We start from the raw sequence: 16,967 nt of genomic DNA on the forward strand, positions 1-16,967 counted from the left end.
CAGGCGGCGAGCAGCGCGGCGGATGCGAGGAGCAGGGTTCGGACGATCAAGCGGATTCTCCGAACGAAAGCGCGCGCTCGAATGTCGGTGCGCGCCGGGGTCAACCAAGTGCCGCTTCTAGAGCATAAAGCAAAAAGGTGGGTACCGGCTTTTCGCGAGCAGCAATGCCGTATCACGGAACGCGACTTGGTCAGGTTCGCCGTTGCCCGGCTTCACGGCCTGTCGGCGGCAGCCTTCACCGTTCGAGGCCTCCATTGTTTCCCCGAGTATCCTCGCCCGCGCCGTTGGTCTATCATGCCTCGACCACGCGTCCAGCGCTGCCGCCGGGCCCATGGTGCGGGAGCAAGTCCTTGTCCCTTACCATCATGCTCGCGCTGCTGCTCTTCGCCCCGCCCGCCACCGGCTCGGCGATCGAGAGCTTCTTCATCGGCACCACCGAAGGCGCGGGGCATGTCGACATTTTGCTGTCCGGGCGCCACGCGATGCGGGACCGCGGCCGCGGCCGCATCGACGGCGAGGGCGCGCTGATCCTCGACCAGATCGTCGAGGAGGAGGGCAAGCCCACCCGCCGCCGCGCGTGGCGGCTGGTCCGCACCGGCGGCAACCGCATCACCGGCACGATCAGCGATGCGCGCGGCATGGTGGCCGGCGAGCTCACCGCCACCAGCCTCCACTTGCGCTACAAGATGAAGGAGGGGCCGTCGGTCGAGCAATGGATCACGCTCCAGCCCGGCGGCCGCACCGCCAGCAACCGCATGATCTTCCGCCGCTTCGGCCTCAAGGTCGCGACGGTGGAATCGCAGATCAGCAAGGTCGACGAGGCGCGCGACTAGAGCCTGATCGTTTGAGGTGGAAGCGCTTCGCGCTTCCGCCGAGAGGTGAATCAGGCTCTAATCAAGGTCTAGGGCATAAAACGAAAAGAGCAGGCTACGATGCCAAGATCGCAGCCTGCCCTCATTACCAACCCCGGACCGGCGTCGGCCCGCTTGGCTCAGGTCGCCACCGAGGCCCAACGCGCGGCCTCGGTGGGCGTGCCTCCACTATCAGGCCGTGGCCGGCTCGGCGATGCCAATAGGCTCCACGCTGTCCGGCTTCTGCGGCACGTCGAACCGATCGGCGTTCATCACCTTCGTCCAAGCCTTGACGAAATCGCGGACGAACTTCTCCTCATGGCCCTTCTCGGCATAAACCTCGGCGACCGCCCGCAGCTGGCTGTTCGAGCCGAAGATGAGGTCGGTGCGGGTCGCGCGCCACTTCTCCCGCCTGCCGCCACGGTCATAGCCGATGAACTCCTCGTCTGCGCTCGCGTCGACCACCTGCCAAAAGGTGTCGTCGTCGAGCAGGTTGACGAAGAAGTCGTTGGTGAGCTGGCCCTTGCGGTTAGTGAACACACCTTCCGGCGCGTCCCGGTGATTGGCGCCAAGGACGCGCAGCCCCCCCAGCAGCACCGTCATCTCCGGCACTGACAGCCCAAGTAGCGAGGCGCGGTCGATCAGCAGTTCCTCGGTCTTCACGGTGTGCTTGGTCTTGAGGTAGTTGCGGAAGCCGTCCGCCACGGGCTCCATCACCGCAAAGCTCTCGGCGTCCGTCCATGCCTGCGTCGCGTCGCCGCGCCCGCCGGTGAACGGCACCTCTACGTCGAAGCCGGCGTCCTTCGCCGCCTTTTCGACGGCAGCGGTTCCCGCCAGAACGATCGCATCGGCTAATGACAGCGACCCGCGCAGCTCGTCGATCTTGGCGAGGATTTGTTTTAGCTCGTCAGGCTCATTCACTGCCCAGTTCCGCTGCGGCTCGAGCCGGATGCGCGCACCGTTGGCGCCGCCGCGATGATCGGAACGGCGATAGGTCGAAGCCGACGCCCACGCGGTCTTCACGAGCTGGCCGATGCTGAACCCGGCGTCGAGAATCTTCCTCTTGAAGGCTGCGACGTCGGCGTCGGAGGGCTTCGTGCCGGCCGGAACCGGGTCCTGCCAAATCAGGTCCTCCTCCGGCACTTCCGGCCCGAGGTAACGGACCTTCGGCCCCATGTCGCGGTGGGTGAGCTTGAACCAGGCGCGCGCGAAGGCGTCCTTGAAAGCCTCATGGTCATTGCGAAACCGCTCCGAAATCACCCGGAACTCCGGGTCGACCTTCAGCGCCATGTCCGCCGTGGTCATCATCGTCGGCACGCGCTTGTTGGGATCATGCGCGGCCGGCGCCATGTCCTCCTCACGCTGGTTGATCGGCTGCCACTGCTGAGCGCCCGCCGGGCTCCGGACCAGCTCATAGTCGTAGTCGAGCAGCAGGCGGAAATAATTCTCCGACCACTCGGTGGGCGTGTTCACCCACGATCCCTCGATGCCGCTGGTGATCGTGTGCTCCCCGAGGCCGCTCTCGTGCGCGCTCGCCCAGCCCAGGCCCTGCAGCGCTATGTCGGCCGCCGCGGGCGCGGCGTCGACCAGGCTCGGGTCGCCCGCGCCGTGCGCCTTGCCGAACGTATGGCCGCCGGCGGTCAGCGCGACCGTCTCCTCATGGTTCATCGCCATCCGCTCGAACGTGAGCTTGATGTCGCGCGCGGATTGGAGCGGGTCGGGGACACCGCCGGGGCCTTCCGGATTCACGTAGATGAGGCCCATCTGGACCGCCGCCAGGGGGTTTTCGAGCTCCAGCTCCTCTTCGGGCAGGATACGGGTCTTGTTGTCAGGGTGGCCGACAAATTGCTCTTCGGAGCCCCAGTAGATGTCACGCTCGGCCTCGAACACGTCCCGCCGCCCGCCGCCGAAGCCGAAGATGGGGCCGCCCATCGATTCGATCGCGACGTTGCCCGCCAGGATGAAGAGGTCGGCCCAGCTGATATTCTCGCCGTATTTGCGCTTGATCGGCCACAAGAGCCGCCTCGCCTTGTCGAGATTGCCGTTGTCGGGCCAGGAGTTGAGCGGCTCGAAGCGCTGTTGACCGCTGTTCGCGCCCCCGCGGCCGTCGGCGGTGCGATAGGTGCCCGCGGCGTGCCACGCCATGCGGATCATCAGCCCGCCATAATTCCCGTAATCCGCGGGCCACCAGGGCTTGCTGTCAGTCATCATCGCCGTGAGGTCGGCTTTCAGCGCCTCATAATCGAGTGCTTTGAACGCGGCGGCGTAATCGAACTCGTCACCCATGGGGTCGGGCGAAAGCCCGCCCTGATTGAGCACGTCAAGCGGGAGAGCCTCAGGCCACCAATCCTTGTTGGTGCGGCCGAGCAGCGAACGGACCGTCGTCGGCTTCCCCACCGGGCAGCCACCACCAACATCGCCAGTTTTCGCGTCCATGTCTCATCTCTCCATGTTTCTTGTTCAGAGTTTTGGCTAATTCAGCCAGGGCACCAATCGCAACAAAGAATCTCAGTCAGAAATGATGAAAAAACCGATTAGCCGTCGTGCTCACGGCTCGGCAGCGATTGCGGAGCGCGCGCGGTTCCTTGGCGGGATGACTCAAAGGGTCGCTGGTCTCCGCATCCATTTCTGCTCTCCTTGCAATGTTTTGATTTTCACCACCCTGCGCCGTTTCGAAGCGCGACAGAAGCGATTAAAGTTGATCAGTTCGAGCGGGAAAATCGATCAGCTTCGGCCGGCTTGCAGGCCCTGGCATAGCAGAAGAAGCAAAGGGCGAGGCTAGGTAGATTCCCGTGGCCTAATGCGGGGTAATGCGGATTAAACCACCCGGGGGATTGGGCTAGTTGTTGCGCTTGGAGCCAAGCGCATGGGATTGAGTCGAGCGGAAGCTTCCGACTATCTCGAATGACTGGAGGCGCACGTGACAGGCGTCAGCGGTTGGTGAACCGGCGCTATCCCTTAGGGCACGGTCCGCATCAGCGTGCATGAACGATCCTCCCTTCCGGCAACGGGTCCCGTCCAGCCAAGAAGCAGAAGTCCGGTTGATCGCCAAGCGCAGTCGGCGCGACCGTGACAGCCTCCCCGCCGCTTTCGCATTGTGGTCCTCGCTATCAGGGACGCCGGAGGTGCTGAGCTATGAGTTACCCGGAGAGGTTGCCCCGGGTGAAGTCCGGGCGCTGCTCGTCGGTCACCGGATCAACATGCGGGGGCTCAAGGGCTTTGCAGAACCGCAGCATTTGGACTTCAAAAGCAACGGGCTCGCCTTCATATTTCGCCACGGCGCCATCGTCCTGCTCGGAGTCACCCCACAGGCAGAAGCAGACTTTCTGGACCGGATTCGCGAGCATATCGTCGATCCGCTTCCGAACCCCGAATTCGAGACCGCTGCGATCGAATTATCGCCTGAGCGCGAGGAACAGGTCGACGGGCACGGGCATATCGTTCTCAAGGAGTTGACGCTCGAACGTCTCCTGCTCGCAGGGACGGTGCTGGCTCGAAGCGTGGCATTGGCGCATGATGAGATGCGCATCGCGTCGACCTTCGATCGCATCGAGCCGCTGGTCACTGCGCTCCAGACGCATGGGCGGGTCGTCTATCCCATCCGTTGGGTGATGCGTCAGGTCGGCGAAGTGCTGGCGGTGCAGCACCGCATGGTCGGCCGCGCATTGATCAGTGAAAAGCCCGAGGTGCTGTGGGATCACCCGGAGCTCGACCGCCTCTATGGGCGGCTGGAGGCCGAGTTCGAGCTTGGCGATCGCGCCCATATCATCGAGCACAAGCTGAAGGTGATCGGCGGCGCGGCCGACGCGCTGTTGAACGTCATCCAGGATCGCCGCTCGGTCCGCCTCGAGCTCGCGATCATTGCCCTGATCGCGTTCGAAATCGTGATCAACCTCGTCGAGAAGCTCCATTGAGCCGGCATGTTTCGCTCGTCCAAGCCTTCGTGCGCTTTTCTTCGTAATGCGGAGTCATTCGAAGGGTGGCAAGACCGTCGTCCTTCGCTCAAGCCATTGCGGGACCGGCAGATTCTTCGCGCGAAGGAATTCAGGGTTGAACAGCCGCGACTGGTATCGAGTGCCGTAGTCGCAAAGGACAGTCACGATTGTGTGGCCGGGGCCTAATTCGCGTGCGAGACGGATCGCACCGGCAACGTTGACCCCCGAGGAAGCGCCGAGGCACAGGCCTTCATGCTCGAGCAGATCGAAGACGATGGCCACCGCCTCGTCATCAGGGATCCGGTAGGCTGCATCGACATCAAGTCCTTCGAGGTTGGCGGTGATCCGGCCTTGCCCGATGCCTTCCGTGATCGAATTTCCCTCGGCCTTGAGCACCCCCGTCGTATAGTAGCTGTAGAGTGCCGCACCCGGAGGGTCGGCGATGCCGATCCGCACCGCCGGCTTGCGCGTCCGAAGTGCGGCCGCCACGCCGGCGAGGGTTCCGCCGGTCCCAACGGCGCAGATGAAGCCGTCGACCGCTCCGCCCGTCTGCTCCCAGATTTCGGGGCCGGTGGTCTCGATGTGCGCCTGACGGTTCGCGACATTGTCGAACTGATTGGCCCAAAAAGCGCCGTTCGGCTCAGACTGGCCTAGTGCATCGGCAATGCGGCCGGAAACTTTCACATAGTTGTTGGGATTGGCATAGGGGACGGCAGGAACTTCGACGAGATCGGCGCCGAAGAGCCTGAGGGTGTCCTTCTTCTCCTGGCTCTGGGTGTTCGGGATGACGATCACCGTCCTGAGGCCCATCGCGTTTGCGATAACGGCCAGCCCGATGCCGGTGTTGCCGGCCGTGCCCTCGACAACGACGCCGCCGGCACGAAGCCGACCCTGCTGGATGGCGTCACGGATGATGAACAGGGCGGCGCGATCCTTGACCGACTGGCCGGGATTGAGAAATTCCGCCTTCCCCAGGATCTCGCAGCCGGTGGAGTCGGAAGCCCTGCGAAGCCGGATCAGCGGCGTTCGGCCAACAGCCTCCACGACTCCATTGCGCACGTCCATCGCTCGCCCATACCACAACCGGATTTTCGGGCCAGCACGCGCGCCATCGGATGTCGCCGAGCATCAATGATCTTCGCATTCGGAAGCGCGAGCCGAACGAAGCCAATCTGCATCCAGTCCAACGGCGGCTCCGTAAATCGAACCGGGTACGCCCCCAACTGATGGAACCCGCTGAGGCAGGAGACGTCTTCCCGCCATGGAGGAGCTTCCCAGGTTCAAACTCGAACGCATACAGTGGACGGACGAAGAGCTCGGCCACGTCCGCCTTCCCAAAGGCCGGCTGACATTCACTCGAAGCTTCGGCTCGGGTCTGTCGCGGCGCGCGAGTGATCCATTGGGACAGATTTGGGCAACGGGCGATCGCGGGCCCAACATCAAGATCACGACGATGCTTGACCGCTACGGCGCGGAGCATTTGCGGCCCCTGGAGACCTTGTCGGGTGCCAAGGTCATGCCGCGGCTCGACATTGGCCCGCATATTGCCTGCCTGAAGGTTGAAGGAGGGCGAGTGCATCTGCTGGAGTCCTTCGCGGTGACGGACGGGAGCGGGCGCCCGGTGTCGGGTCTGCCCATGCGCGGAAGCCAACACGCCAGCAGCGAGCCGGCATTCGACCTCGACGGCAACAGGATTGCACCCGATCCCTCGGGTCTGGACCTCGAAGGTATCGTCGCTCTGGAGGATGGCACATTCATCCTCAGCGACGAATTCGGCCCCTCGCTGGTGCGGCTTGACCGCAGCGGCCGTGTTCTCCGCCGCTATGTTCCGGAGGGAAGCGTGCTGACGAAATGCGATTATCCGGTGCACCCGACTCTCCCTGCGCTGGCGGGCCGGCGTCAGCTGAATCGCGGTTTCGAGGCGGTTGCCGTTTCTCCAGACCAGAAATGGCTTTTCGTCGCTTTTCAGAGCCCGCTTGCCCATCCCGACGAGACTGCACATCGCAATGCTCGGCACGTGCGGCTGTGGCGGCTGGATCTCGGGACCTTCAGGGCGGACGAGCAATATCTTTATCCGCTCGACGCTCCCGACACCTTCGTGAGGGATTGCGCCAGGGGCATGGTCAAACGGAGCGATCTCAAGATCAGCGAGATTGTCTGTCTGTCCGGGGGCAGCATGCTCGTTCTGGAGCGGGGTTCGGAAACGAGCAAAATCTATCGGGTCACTCTTCGCGACCCGCTCCCGGTGGAACATTTCGAGCCACCGACCCGGCCGACGGTGGAGGAAATGAGCGCCGAAGGGGATCCACTGCGTGCCCTCGACAAGGAGCTCCTGTTCAGCAGCGACCATGTGCCTGAATTGAGCGCGGACCTTGAAGGAATGGCAATAATGTCACCAAACGAGCTTGTCCTCGTCAACGACAACGACTTCGGCATCGAAGGGGTAGAAACCAGCTTCTGGAAACTACGGTTCGACGAGCCGATCCTGACCTGAACCGCTACCATGCGAGCGCCATTGGCAGCTCCACTGCTAAGGATCCGTCTCCCGCTCGCGCACCGGAAAGCCGACGGTCTGCTTGCGGCAAAGGCGGACCAGCCGGATTTCCGCTCCCGGCCTAAAGCAGAGCCAGCTTCGCGATGCCCCCTGCCTCACCCGTTCAGAAAATTATCTACCAAGGCGTTGAACTCGTCCGCGCGCTCCCATTGCGCCCAATGGCCGCATTTCGAATAGACATGCATGTCGGCGTTGGGGATCAGCTTTTGCAGGATGAAGCCTGAATCGAGCGGGACGACTCGGTCCTCGCGGCCCCATATGATCAGCACCGGGCAGGTGATGTTCTCGACGCCCTGCTGCCACAGCGCGTCCCGCGGGTGGCCGCGCAGGCCGCGCAGCGGCGGATTGGCCATCGTTTCGGGCAAGGTGCAGATGCGGAAGCGCTCCTCGAGCAATTCCTGGGTGATCGCCGAGCGGTCGTAGACCAAAAGGTCGATCACCGCCGACAATTTCTCGATCGTCGGGCCCTCGCCCTCGTAGAAGTTGAACATCCGGTGAAGGCCCTCGGTCGGCATCGGCGTGAACATCGCCTGGCCGCCGCCGGGGCCCATCAGCACCAGTTTCTCGGCGCGGTCGGGAGTGTCGAGCGCGAAGCGGAGCGCGGTCATCCCGCCCAGTGAATTGCCGACCAGCCGCGCCTTCTCGATGCCTTCCTGGTCCATGATGTCGCGCACCGCATTGGCAAGCGCGGTGGTGAGGCCCTCGGGCTGCTCGCGCTTGGTCGACTGGCCGTAGCCGGGCAGATCGAGCACGATCACGCGATTGCGCTTCGAAAGCGGGGCGATGTTCTTGCGATAATTGCTGTAGCCATAGGCGCCCGGCCCGCCGCCGTGGATCAGGAACATCGCCGGGCCCTCGCCCCACGACTGATAATGCACCCTGCCGTCAGGGGCATCGACGAACTTGCTTGGCGAGCCGGTCTGGTCGTTCATGGCATCCTCTTGGCTATTTCGTTTCTTATCGCAACCGACATATTGATCGCGAGCAGGGCGCTCGCGCAAGCCCTATCCGGCGTGGGGCGGGGCCAATTCCGCTTCGACCTGCTCGCGGATCAGGAACTTCTGGATCTTGCCGGTCACCGTCATCGGGAATTCCTCGACGAAGCGGATGTGGCGCGGAACCTTGAAATGGGCGATGTGCGCGCGGCACCAGGCGCGTATCTCTTCGGCGTCGAGCGAAGCACCGGCGCGCGGGATGATCCAGGCGCACAATTCCTCGCCAAATCTGGCGTCCGCCACACCGACCACCGTCGCATCGACGATGTTATCGTGGGTGAGCAGGAATTCCTCGACCTCGCGCGGATAGATATTCTCGCCGCCGCGGATCACCATGTCCTTGATCCGGCCGACGATCCGGCAATAGCCGCCCTCGTCGATCGTCGCGAGATCGCCGGTGTGCATCCAGCCGTCGCGGTCGAGCGCTTCTTCGGTCCTGACCGGATCGTCCCAATAGCCGAGCATCACCGAATAGCCGCGCGTGCACAATTCCCCGGTCTCGCCACGCTTTACGGTCGCGCCGTCGGCATCGATCAGCTTGACCTCGAGATGCGACTGGATCCGTCCGACGGTCGACACCCGGAGGTCGAGCGGATCGTCCATCGCGCTCTGGAAGCTCACCGGGCTGGTCTCGGTCATGCCATAGGCGATCGTGACGTCCCGCATGTGCATCCGATCGATCACCTCGCGCATCACCGCGATCGGGCAGGGCGATCCGGCCATGATGCCGGTACGTAGCGACCCGAGGTCGAAGGCCTCGAATTCGGCATGGTTGAGGATGGCGATGAACATCGTCGGCACGCCGTAGAGCGCGGTGCAGCGCTCCGCCTCGATGGTCCGCAGCACCGCCAGCGGATCGAAGCCCTCCGAGGCATAGACCATCGTCGCGCCGTGGACGAGGCAGGCGAGGTTGCCCATCACCATCCCGAAGCAATGATAGAGCGGCACCGGGATGCAGATTCGGTCGGCGGGCGAGAGGCCGATGGCGGCGCCGACATATTGGCCGTTGTTGAGGATGTTGCGATGCGAGAGCGTCGCGCCCTTGGGAAAGCCGGTGGTGCCGCTGGTGAACTGGATGTTGACCGCATCATCAGCGCCGATCTCGATGCCCGGATCGACGGGGCCCTCTGCGGCCAACGCCGCGAACGGCAGGAAGCCGTCGTGGGTGTCGCTTCCAATGGTCACGATCAGGCGCAGGGTCGGCAGCCGCACGCTCGGGAGCGCGGGGGCGCCAAGCTCGCGCAGCATCGCTAGATAGTCGCTGCTCTTGTGCGCGGGTGCGGTGACCAAGGCGGCGCAGCCGACCTTGTTGAGCGCATATTCAACCTCGGAGATGCGATAGGCCGGGTTGATCGTCACCAGCACCAGGCCGGCCTTGGCGGTGGCGAACTGGGTGATCGTCCATTCGGCGCAATTGGGCGCCCAGATGCCGATTCTCTCGCCGGGCTTAAGGCCCAAAGCGAGCAGTCCCGCGGCGGCGACGTCGACGCGCGCCTTGAGCTCGGCCCAGGTCCAGCGCACCTGCTGGTGAGGCACGATCAGGGCGATAGAGTCGGGCGTCGCGGCGGCGCGCGCATCGAACGCCGCGCCGATCGTCGTTTCGATCAGCGGCGGGCTGTCGGCGCCGCGGACGTGACTGAGGCTGGGATCGAGAGCCGCTTCGGCGCTCCGGGTTACGACGTCGGCCATTTTCCTCGCCCAACTCCTTGCGTCGGATCGTGCGGTCATCCGCCGTCCGTTCCGACGGATCATAAGCCGTGTCGCTAATTTGGCCAGACAGAGTGATTTCAAGTCAGGTGGAAGCTCCTGACGACTCGGAAATGACGGAAAACAAAAGACAATCAGATTCAGTTCCGGTTCAATCAAACCGCGATTGAGTCTGGATCTCCGGCTCCCGGCGCCTGGCGAATTTGTAGGCGCGCAGCAGCAAGGGCATATGCTGGTCGAACCATTGGTAGAGCCGCCACTTCAGCGTCGCATCGCGCAGGGTCACGGTCGTCGTGACCAATTGCCGGTATGCGGCGAGGGCGAGGTGCTCGATCTCTTCGGCGGGTAGCCGCGCAGGCCCCATTGCATACCAGCCGGTCTGCCCCAGCGCCTCGCGGCGATCGAGCAGTCCGTGACGGACATAGGCGTCCACCAGGAGGTGGCTTAGCCGGTGCTTCTGCTGGATTCTGAGGCCGCGCCAAGTGGGATGGACGTAGATGCGGTCCTCCACATCATCGACAATGATCGCGCAATCTGATGCCAGGCGGGCATGGAGCGCCGCAAGGTCGCGGTCGATCCTGCCGTCGGCATCGAGCATCAGCAGGCCGATCGCTCGCGGATCGGCCACGGCCAGCAGTTCGGCCACCGTGCCGGCGACGATCGTGATGCTGTCCGCGACCCCGAACCTCTCGAAGCCGCATTGGAGGATGTGGATCTTTGCCTCGATCGAATCCCCGCGCGGGTGCGAGCCGGTGATGAACGGGTCGCAGGTGAAGATATGGAAATTCTGTCCCGCCGCCTGCGCGCCGAGCGCCATTGCGATCGTCGCAGCACCCTGGGAGGTGCCGATTTCCACGAAGGTGCCGTCATGCCGCGCGGCAGTCTCGTAAATCCGCCGATAGACGTTCAGCGACAGCTTGCCGTACGTCTCGCGCCTGACGCGCTCAAGCAGCTGATCCACCTCGTCCATCGGGCAAGAGTGGTGGCTTGCCGGGCCGAGGTCAAATCAGGAGAGTGGTGAGAGGTGTTTGAGAGCGGGAAGCCCCCCTCCCTCGTGCGGGACCGTTGCAAAACTCCGTTCGCGGTGAGCTTGTCGAACCGCACGACCCCATGTTCCTCCCCCGGTTTTCCGGGGGAGGGGGACCGCGCAGCGGTGGAGGGGCCCTTCACGAAATGCCCCTCCACCACCCTGCGGGTGGTCCCCCTCCCCTGCAAATGCAGGGGAGGAATGAATGATTTTTGCAGCCGTCCCGCTTGCAGGAGGGCTAGGTTTGCCTCAGCTCGCCAGGTCGAACAGCCGGTTGTAGGCCTGGAAGCCCTTTTCCTCGGCGAGCGCGACGACTTCGTCCTCGCTCATCACCTGCGTGCCGACAACGTATTGGCCGCGGAATTCCTTGCCCTCGATGATCCGGTGATAGACCGGGCGATGGGTCTTGCGCAGGAACTGCGCCGCCTCGCTGGCGAGGCCGGGGCTGATCGCCGGGACGTGCTGCTTGGGCAGCGCGGCGCTCGCGAACGGGCGAATCGTCGCGGTGCAGCCGGTCTCCTTGCGCCAGCGCGTGATCGTCTTCTCGCCGACGCCATATTTCTCGGCGAGCTGGCGGTTGGTCTTGACGGGAGCGTGGTCCGCGAAATCAGGCGGACAGGTCAGGATAGCCATTTAACAAATCTCGGTTGGTTGCCGTCCAGGAAGGGGATGCGGCTTCGGCGCTATCTGGTGACATCGGCCCTGCGAATCAAGACCGATTTAGCGACCATAGGGAAATTCCGGTGTCGAATCGGTCTGCGTCGCCCGTTTTCGGCACAGCGAGCCGCGTCTGCTGAGTCGCGCGCGGGTTTGGGCGCAATCCGGCCTCTGTTCGAGCCGCAACGATCCGGCTGCTTTGCGGACTTGCCATCGGCCCCGGCCCGGCCAATGAAACGGCGCTCACGTCCCGCCTTCATGCCGACCGGAAAGGACCCTCATGGAATATCGCCGTCTCGGAGCTTCAGGGCTTCGCGTCCCCGTTCTCAGCCTCGGCACCGGCACGTTCGGCGGGCGCGGCGACTTCTTCGCCAAATGGGGCGCGACCGACGCCGAGGGCGCGTCGCGGCTGATCGACGTCTGCCTCGATCATGGCCTGTCGATGTTCGACAGCGCCGACATCTATTCGGGCGGCCTCGCCGAGGAGATCCTCGGCCACGCGATTAAGGGCAAGCGCGATCGGCTGCTGGTCTCGACCAAGGTGACCTTCCCGACCGGCGACGGGCCGAACGACTATGGCTCGTCGCGCCAGCATCTGATCGAGGCGGTCGAGCGCTCGCTCGGCCGGCTCGGCTGCGATCATATCGACCTGCTCCAGCTCCACGGCCAGGATTACAACACGCCGGTCGAGGAGACATTGGCGACGCTCGATCAGCTCGTCCGCGAGGGCAAGATCCGCTACATCGGCGCGTCGAACTTCTCCGGCTGGCATTTGATGAAGTCGCTCGCGACGTCGGATCGCTACGGCTATCCGCGGCACGTCGCGCACCAGGCTTATTATTCGCTGCTCAACCGCGATTACGAATGGGAGCTGATGCCGCTGGGCCTCGACCAGGGCGTCGGCGCCGTGGTCTGGAGCCCGCTCGGCTGGGCACGGTTGACCGGCCGCATCCGCCGCGATCGCCCGCCCCAGCCCGGCAGCCGCGAGCATGATCTGCCGGGGACCGGACCGGCGTTCGACGAGCAACGGCTGTTCACGATCGTCGACGCGCTCGATGCGGTCGCCGCCGAGACCGGCAAGACCATCCCGCAGGTGGCGCTGAACTGGCTGCTGCAGCGGCCGACCGTCGCCAGTCTCGTGATCGGCGCGCGCACCGAGGAGCAATTGCTCGAGAATATCGGCGCGGTCGGCTGGGCGCTGACACCGGCCCAGGTCGCGGCGCTGGACGCCGCGAGCGACGTGCCGCCGCCTTATCCCTATTGGCACCAGCGGACCAATCCCGAGCTCAACGATCGCGGGGTCGCGGGTTCGAGCTGAAGCCTGCCATCAAGTCTGGCCGCGCGGAACCTGCGCGAGCGGCGCGGGTTGGACGACTATCTCCTCCCCGGCGTCCGCCGCAGCATGAAAAGCCTTGCGAATGAATGATATGGCGGCCGCGGCCGAACCCGAGGTGGTGACCGGCACGCGCGAGCAGCTCCTCCATCTCCTCGCCGAAGCCTCGGAGATCGAGCATACGTTGATGTGCTCCTATCTCTATGCGGCGTTCAGCCTCAAATCGCGCGAGGAGGATGGCCTGACCGCCGAGCAGGTCGAGGCGGCGGTGCGGTGGCGCAGGACGATCATAGGCATCGCCATCGAGGAGATGGGGCATTTGCTGATGGTCGCGAACCTCACAGTCGCGGTCGGCGGTGCGCCGCATTTCGCGCGGCCCAACTTCCCGGTCTCGCCCGGCTATTTCCCGTCGGACGTGGTGGTTCGCCTGACCGGCTTCTCGGAGGACACCCTCGATCATTTCATCTTCCTCGAGCGGCCGCGAGGCATCGGCGGCGAGGACAGCGAGGCGTTCGAGCAGGAGGAGTATGCTCGCGAGCAGGCCCATGACGGGCTGATGCCGAGCGCGCAGGATTATCGCACGATCGGCCACCTCTACGAGGCGTTGCGCACCAACCTCCTCCATCTCACCGATCGGCTCGGCGAGGAGGCGCTGTTCATCGGCGGCGCGACGGCGCAGCTCGGCCGCAATGTCGCCGATCTCGAAGGTGTCGACACCATCACCGGGATCGAGGCGGCGCTGCGCGCGATCGACGTGATCGTCGAGCAGGGCGAGGGCTCGCCGCGCGACCGCGACGATTCGCATTACCGGCGCTTCGTCGAGATCAGGCAGGAGCTCGCAGCGCTCCACGCCGCCGATCCGGAGTTCACGCCGGCATGGCCGGTGGCCGACAATCCCGTGCTTCGCCGCCCGCCCGAGCCCGAGGACAAGGTCTTCATCGATGCGCGCGAGGCGGCGGTTCTGCTCGACTTCGCCTGCGCGGCTTACGGCCTGTTGCTGCGCCTGCTCGTGCAATCCTTCGGACGCGAGCCCACCGACGCGCTCGCCCGGCAGAAAAGGCTGTTCGCCGCGGCGATCGAGCTGATGCACGTTCTCGGCGCGGCGAGCGAGGCATTGGCCCGCGTACCCGCCAGTGCCGATGCGCCAGGTGTCAACGCCGGGATGAGCTTCACGATGCTGCGCGGCGTCGAGCCGCTGCTCAGCCGGTCGGAGGAGGTGCTGCTCACCGAGCAGCTGGGCGAGCTCGCGCGGCATGCGCGGGCGGTTCCGGCGCTTCCGCAGGAGGCGGCGGCGCGGCTCGCGAAGCTCGCGGCGGGCTTCCGGGTCGGCTGACTTAGGACAGCGAGCCCCGCCTTATGGGAGGGCGCCGCGGTCGACCAGGCGTGTGTAGAGGTGCCAGGTGGCGTAGCCGAGCCAGGGCAGCACGAACGCAAGGCCGATGAATGCCGGGATCGAGCCGAGCACGAGCAAGGTCGCGACGATCAGGCCCCAGCGGATCATCACGCCCATATTGGCGCGGACGGCGCGTACCGACGTATCGACCGCGACCCGCGCGCCGACGTCGCGGTCGACCAGCATCGGCAGCGAGACGACGCTGATCTTGAGCACCAGCACGGCATAGAAAGCGCCGGCAAGATTGCCGAGCACGATCAGCGCCCACCCTTCGCGGGTGAGGAACAGGCGGCGCAGGAAATCCCCGATCGAAGCAGGGGCCTCGCCGATCAGCATCGCATAGAGCACCGCCGCCGTGATGATCCAGGCGGCGAAGATCGTCAGCAAGAGCCCCGAGACGATGCCGATCGAATCCCAGGACGGCCGCTTGCGCACGTCGAGGAAGTGCGACCAATCCGATTCGAGCCCCGCCTCGCGCCGCCGCGCGAGCTCGTAGAAGCCGATCGCCACCAGCGGGCCGAGCAGGCCGATGCCGGCCGCGATCGGGAAGAACAAGGGCAATAGCGAACCGCCGACCGAGACGATCGCCGCGACGATGCCGACGATCGGATAGATCATCGCGACGAGCAGGAGGTCGCCGCGCTTTTCCGAAAAGTCGGAAAGGCCTTCGCCGAGCACCTCGCGCAGGTCGCGCGTGGTGATCTTGTTGACGGGGATCTGGGGGGCCGACTGGTCGAGGTCGGCGATACGGGTCGCGGCCATCCTAAACTCCCTTGCTTCAAGCAAATGAGGCAGATGCCGGTCCACGACCGCAGCCGCGGGCCGCGACACGCTTATAGCGCAACTTCGGGTGAGTCTCGAAGGCCTAAGTGAGCGGGCCGAGACCGCGCCGCCCCTTACCTCTTGCGGAACAAGCCGCCGAGCAGGCCGCGCAGCAATTGATTGCCGATCTGGCGGCCGATCGAGCTCGCTGCCGCCCTTGCCGCGGACTGCAGCATCTTGTCGGCCGTCGAAGGTCGCTGGGCGGCGCGCGCCTCGCGCTCGGCCTGATCCTCCAGGTCGGCGCGCTGCTTCTCGGCGGCCTTGGCGGTTGCGGAATCGGCCTTGGCCTGTTCGGCCGCCGCTTTGGCCGCGCTCGCCGCGGCCTGCGATTCCGCGACCTTGCCGCGCAGGATCTCCTCGGCCGATTCGCGGTCGATCGCCTGGTCATATTTGGCGCCGATAGAGTCGGTCTCGATCAGCACCCCGCGTTCCTGCGCCGAGACGGGCCCGACCCTCGAGCCCGGCACCTTGATCAGGGTGCGCTCGACCGGGGTCGGCGATCCGTCGGCCTGGAGCAGGGACACCAACGCCTCGCCGACCTTGAGCTCGGTGATCGCGGTCGCGACGTCGACGCCGGGATTGGCGCGGAAGGTCTCGGCGGCGGCCCTGATGCCCTTCTGGTCCTTGGGGGTGAAGGCGCGGAGCGCGTGCTGGATGCGGTTGCCGAGCTGCGCCGCCACCGCTTCGGGGATGTCGATCGGATTCTGGGTGATGAAATAGATACCGACCCCTTTCGAGCGGATCAGGCGGACGACTTGCTCGATCTTTTCGAGCAGCGCGGAAGGGGCATTGTCGAACAGCAGATGCGCTTCGTCGAAGAAGAAGACGAGCCTGGGCTTGTCTACATCGCCGATCTCGGGGAGCTGCTCGAACAGCTCGGAGAGCAGCCACAGCAGGAAGGTCGCATAGAGCTTGGGCGACGCCATCAATTTGTCGGCGGCGAGGATGTTGACGATGCCGCGGCCGCGCTCGTCGAGCGCGAGGAAATCCGAGATCGCCAGCGCGGGCTCGCCGAAGAAATGCTCGCCGCCCTGCGAGCGCAGCTGGAGCAAGGCCCGCTGGATCGCGCCGACGCTCGCCTTCGAGACGTTGCCGTAGGTGATCGTCAGCTCGTCCGCGCGGCGGGCGCATTCGGCCAGCATCGCCTGGAGGTCGTCGAGGTCGATCAGCAGCAGGCCGTCCTTCTCGGCGAGATGGAAGGCGATGGTGAGAACACCCTCCTGGACCTCGTTCAGGTCCATCAGCTGGGCGAGCAGGAGCGGACCCATTTCAGCGACGGTGGTGCGGATCGGATGGCCCTGCTCGCCAAACAGATCCCAATACTGGACCGGATTGTCGCCATAGGCCCAGTCGCTGTCGCCAATCTCGGCGGCGCGCGCAGCGAATGCGGCGTGGTTCTTTCCGGTCGCTGCGCCGGCCATCGCCATGCCGGCGAGATCGCCTTTCACGTCGGCGACGAACATCGGCACCCCGGCGCGCGAGAAGCCTTCGGCGAGGCTCTGCAGGGTGACGGTCTTGCCGGTGCCGGTCGCGCCCGCGATCAGGCCGTGGCGGTTGGCGCGGCTGAGCACCAGGCGTTGCGCCTTGCCTCCGCCGAGCCCGATGAAAATTGCAGCGCCGTCTTCCACCAAGGCCTCCTCACCTGAATCCGGGGCCCGCTATCCGTCATGCACGCGCAGGCGGCAAGGGGCGG

The 16,967-nt window shown here is 65.0% G+C and carries 14 protein-coding genes; 5 read left to right on the forward strand and 9 right to left on the reverse strand.

Translation table 11 applies throughout. The features are described 5' to 3' along the window. Positions 1–350 precede the first annotated feature (350 nt). Positions 351–833 carry a DUF3833 family protein gene (locus tag V6M48_RS05365; protein ID WP_332811495.1) on the forward strand — a complete coding sequence of 161 codons (483 nt, stop codon included), beginning with the start codon at positions 351–353 and terminating at the stop codon, positions 831–833. A gap of 210 nt (positions 834–1,043) precedes the next feature. Here the strand turns inward: V6M48_RS05365 and katG are convergent, their stop codons facing one another. Then, positions 1,044–3,287 (reverse strand): catalase/peroxidase HPI, encoded by a 2,244-nt coding sequence (katG, locus tag V6M48_RS05370; protein WP_332811496.1) that lies wholly within the window; start codon positions 3,285–3,287, stop codon positions 1,044–1,046. A 605-nt stretch (positions 3,288–3,892) separates the two neighbouring features. Between katG and V6M48_RS05375 the strand changes: the two genes are divergently transcribed. Then, entirely contained in the window at positions 3,893–4,765 is an 873-nt protein-coding gene (locus tag V6M48_RS05375) for an RMD1 family protein (protein WP_332811497.1), read from the forward strand. Positions 4,766–4,819: 54 nt separating this feature from the next. Here the strand turns inward: V6M48_RS05375 and V6M48_RS05380 are convergent, their stop codons facing one another. Together V6M48_RS05380 and V6M48_RS12870 are read right to left on the reverse strand one after the other, a co-directional pair. Then, positions 4,820–5,851: a cysteine synthase A gene (locus tag V6M48_RS05380; RefSeq protein WP_332811498.1), complete on the reverse strand. Its 1,032-nt coding sequence runs from the start codon at positions 5,849–5,851 to the stop codon at positions 4,820–4,822. Continuing rightward, entirely contained in the window at positions 5,803–6,009 is a 207-nt protein-coding gene (locus V6M48_RS12870) for a sulfotransferase (protein WP_443019051.1), read from the reverse strand. Before V6M48_RS12870 ends, V6M48_RS05380 begins: the two co-directional genes overlap by 49 nt. Before the next feature lie 38 nt (positions 6,010–6,047). Between V6M48_RS12870 and V6M48_RS05385 the strand changes: the two genes are divergently transcribed. Next, positions 6,048–7,280: an esterase-like activity of phytase family protein gene (locus V6M48_RS05385; RefSeq protein ID WP_332811499.1), complete on the forward strand. Its 1,233-nt coding sequence runs from the start codon at positions 6,048–6,050 to the stop codon at positions 7,278–7,280. 155 nt (positions 7,281–7,435) lie between these two features. Here the strand turns inward: V6M48_RS05385 and V6M48_RS05390 are convergent, their stop codons facing one another. The 4 genes from V6M48_RS05390 to V6M48_RS05405 form a co-directional block, all read right to left on the reverse strand. After that, complete coding sequence (locus V6M48_RS05390; protein WP_332811500.1) at positions 7,436–8,272, reverse strand: alpha/beta fold hydrolase; 837 nt, start codon at positions 8,270–8,272, stop codon at positions 7,436–7,438. A gap of 72 nt (positions 8,273–8,344) precedes the next feature. Continuing rightward, positions 8,345–10,024 (reverse strand): AMP-binding protein, encoded by a 1,680-nt coding sequence (locus tag V6M48_RS05395; protein ID WP_332811501.1) that lies wholly within the window; start codon positions 10,022–10,024, stop codon positions 8,345–8,347. A 169-nt stretch (positions 10,025–10,193) separates the two neighbouring features. Beyond that, positions 10,194–11,003: a class I SAM-dependent methyltransferase gene (locus V6M48_RS05400; RefSeq protein ID WP_332811502.1), complete on the reverse strand. Its 810-nt coding sequence runs from the start codon at positions 11,001–11,003 to the stop codon at positions 10,194–10,196. 315 nt (positions 11,004–11,318) lie between these two features. Beyond that, entirely contained in the window at positions 11,319–11,702 is a 384-nt protein-coding gene (locus V6M48_RS05405; RefSeq protein ID WP_332811503.1) for a hypothetical protein, read from the reverse strand. A gap of 304 nt (positions 11,703–12,006) precedes the next feature. On the opposite strand from V6M48_RS05405, the gene V6M48_RS05410 reads away from it, so the two are divergent. Then, positions 12,007–13,044 carry an aldo/keto reductase gene (locus V6M48_RS05410; protein WP_332811504.1) on the forward strand — a complete coding sequence of 346 codons (1,038 nt, stop codon included), beginning with the start codon at positions 12,007–12,009 and terminating at the stop codon, positions 13,042–13,044. 100 nt (positions 13,045–13,144) lie between these two features. Next, positions 13,145–14,392 carry a ferritin-like domain-containing protein gene (locus tag V6M48_RS05415; RefSeq protein WP_332811505.1) on the forward strand — a complete coding sequence of 416 codons (1,248 nt, stop codon included), beginning with the start codon at positions 13,145–13,147 and terminating at the stop codon, positions 14,390–14,392. 21 nt (positions 14,393–14,413) lie between these two features. Here V6M48_RS05415 and V6M48_RS05420 read toward each other — a convergent pair whose 3' ends face one another. Further along, positions 14,414–15,214 (reverse strand): DUF2189 domain-containing protein, encoded by an 801-nt coding sequence (locus V6M48_RS05420; protein WP_332811506.1) that lies wholly within the window; start codon positions 15,212–15,214, stop codon positions 14,414–14,416. 134 nt (positions 15,215–15,348) lie between these two features. Beyond that, on the reverse strand, positions 15,349–16,902 hold the full coding sequence (locus V6M48_RS05425) for a helicase HerA-like domain-containing protein (RefSeq protein WP_332811507.1): 1,554 nt from the start codon (positions 16,900–16,902) through the stop codon (positions 15,349–15,351). Between the last annotated feature and the right edge of the window lie 65 nt (positions 16,903–16,967).

This window comes from Sphingomonas sp. (assembly GCF_036677245.1).
In the GTDB taxonomy this organism is placed as follows: Bacteria; Pseudomonadota; Alphaproteobacteria; order Sphingomonadales; family Sphingomonadaceae; genus Allosphingosinicella.

What these genes read in the sequence shown, in the direction of transcription:
- katG (WP_332811496.1), bottom strand. Translation starts at nt 3,287, where the DNA reads ATGGACGCGAAAACTGGCGATGTTGGTGGTGGCTGCCCGGTGGGGAAG.
- V6M48_RS05380 (WP_332811498.1), bottom strand. Translation starts at nt 5,851, where the DNA reads ATGGACGTGCGCAATGGAGTCGTGGAGGCTGTTGGCCGAACGCCGCTG.
- V6M48_RS05385 (WP_332811499.1), top strand. Translation starts at nt 6,048, where the DNA reads ATGGAGGAGCTTCCCAGGTTCAAACTCGAACGCATACAGTGGACGGAC.
- V6M48_RS05390 (WP_332811500.1), bottom strand. Translation starts at nt 8,272, where the DNA reads ATGAACGACCAGACCGGCTCGCCAAGCAAGTTCGTCGATGCCCCTGAC.
- V6M48_RS05395 (WP_332811501.1), bottom strand. Translation starts at nt 10,024, where the DNA reads ATGGCCGACGTCGTAACCCGGAGCGCCGAAGCGGCTCTCGATCCCAGC.
- V6M48_RS05405 (WP_332811503.1), bottom strand. Translation starts at nt 11,702, where the DNA reads ATGGCTATCCTGACCTGTCCGCCTGATTTCGCGGACCACGCTCCCGTC.
- V6M48_RS05410 (WP_332811504.1), top strand. Translation starts at nt 12,007, where the DNA reads ATGGAATATCGCCGTCTCGGAGCTTCAGGGCTTCGCGTCCCCGTTCTC.
- V6M48_RS05415 (WP_332811505.1), top strand. Translation starts at nt 13,145, where the DNA reads ATGAATGATATGGCGGCCGCGGCCGAACCCGAGGTGGTGACCGGCACG.
- V6M48_RS05420 (WP_332811506.1), bottom strand. Translation starts at nt 15,214, where the DNA reads ATGGCCGCGACCCGTATCGCCGACCTCGACCAGTCGGCCCCCCAGATC.